The organism is Rudaea sp., from assembly GCF_036383415.1.
Lineage (GTDB): Bacteria > Pseudomonadota > Gammaproteobacteria > Xanthomonadales > Rhodanobacteraceae > Rudaea.
The window spans coordinates 1-2,046 of sequence record NZ_DASVOK010000230.1; the positions used below are offsets into that span (position 1 = coordinate 1).

Here is a 2,046-nt window from a genome sequence, read left to right on the forward strand (position 1 = left end):
GAAATCGTGGCGGATACCGCGCCGTGGGCCGCCCGGGCGACGCCGGTCGCGCTGCGCGACGACGTGATGGTGGTTCGCGACGATCGGCAGCGCGCTTGGCGCTGACCGCGCCGCGGCAAGGTGAATCAATCCTTGCCGCGGAACTTCGCGCCTGACTGCAGTTCTTTAACCACGCGGGCATGAAACGCGCATTTCTGCCCATCTGATCGCAACTTAGCGAAACTGCCGCGGGCCGGATTAACCGGTTGGTCGGCGGGCGGATGCTAGCTCCGGGGTGAAAACCCGCAAACCGTGAAGCGGAATGCGGGACAACGCCGTGGAGTCGTGCGTGGATCATATTTCCCAAGGTGCCGCGCTCGGGCGCGTGCTTTCGGTCAACGGCAGCCAGACGCAGGTACGCCTTGCGGTCAGCGCGCAGGACGTGCGCGCGACCGTCGGCAAGTTTCTCGGCATCGACGCCGGCAATGCGGTGGTGATCGGCGTCATCACCAAGATCGGCGCGCAAGCGCAGTCGCGCGAGGGCGAGCTCGCAGTCGCGGCCGTCGACATGCTCGGCGAGATCAAGCGCGGCGAACGCGGCGAGTTCTTCCAGCGCGGCGTGACCGAATATCCGATGATCGGCGACGCGGTCGAAATGGTCACCCAGCGCGAGCTGCGGCTGATCTTCGACATGTCCGGCCCCGGCACGATCGACATCGGCGCGCTGCAGCAGGACACTTCGATCGCCGCCTACGTCAATGTCGACGACATGGTGCGCAAGCACTTCGCGGTGTTCGGCACCACCGGTGTCGGCAAGTCGAGCGGTGTCGCGCTGCTGCTGCGGCAGGTCCTCGACGCCCGGCCGGACCTGCGGGTGTTCCTGATCGACCCGCACAACGAATACGGCCATTGCTTCGACGACCGCGCGCAGACGCTCTCGCCGAAGAACCTCAAGCTGCCGTTCTGGCTGTTCAATTTCGAGGAAATCGTCGACGTCTTCTTCCGCGGCCGTCCCGGCGTCGAGGAGGAAGTCGAAATCCTCTCCGAGCTGGTGCCGATCGCGAAGACGCTGTTCCAGCCGACCAACGCGCCCGGCGCGCGCCGCCTGTTGCGCTCCGACCCGAAATCCTCCGGCGTCACGATCGACACGCCGGTGCCGTACCGGCTCGAAGACCTGATCCGCCTGATCGACGAGCGCATGGGCAAGCTGGAGAATCGCTCCGCCTGGGCGCGCTATCATCGCCTGATCACGCGCATCGAGACTGCGCGCAACGATCCGCGCTACGGCTTCATGTTCGACAACGCCAATGTCGGCGGCGACACGATGGTGGAGACGGTCTCCACGCTGTTCCGCCTGCCGCCGAACGGCGTGCCGATGACCATCATGCAGCTCGCCGGCTTCCCGGCCGAGGTGGTGGACTCGGTCGTGTCGGTGCTGCTGCGCATGGCGTTCGAATTCGGACTGTGGAGCGATGGCGCGTTCCCCTTGCTGGTCGTGTGCGAGGAGTCGCATCGATACGCGCCGGCCGACCGCTCGATCGGCTTCGGGCCGACCCGCAAGGCGGTGTCGCGCATCGCCAAGGAAGGGCGCAAATACGGCGTGTTCCTCGGCCTGATCACGCAGCGTCCGGCCGAGCTCGACGCCACCATCATCTCGCAATGCTCGACCTTGTTCGCGATGCGCATGGCGAACGACCGCGACCAGGCGATCGTGCGCTCCGCGGTGTCGGACGCCGCCGGCTCGCTGATCGCCTTCGTGCCCTCGCTCGGCACGCGCGAAGTGTTCGCGTTCGGCGAAGGCGTCGCGCTTCCGACCCGGCTGCGCTTCAAGCAGCTTGAGCCGCAGCACATTCCGCATTCGCAGGCGGTCACGCGCGCCAACATGGATTCGGCCAAGGGCGTCGATGTCGGCTTCCTGCTGTCGGTCATCGAACGCTGGCGCGGCGCCACGATGGGCGGCCAGACGCGCGCGCGGCCGGGAGGCAGCAGCGTGGAGGGCGAGTTCGACGATATCGAAGCACTCGCCAGCAACGAGTTTACGCGGGTGCGGCCGGAGACGCCGGGCGC

1 protein-coding gene is annotated in these 2,046 nt (G+C 66.9%); it reads left to right on the forward strand.

The window, feature by feature from the left end; genetic code table 11:
• Positions 1–328: 328 nt before the first annotated feature.
• Positions 329–2,046, forward strand: a 1,718-nt coding sequence (locus VF497_RS08885) for an ATP-binding protein (protein WP_330887796.1), incomplete at its 3' end; no start/stop codon positions are given.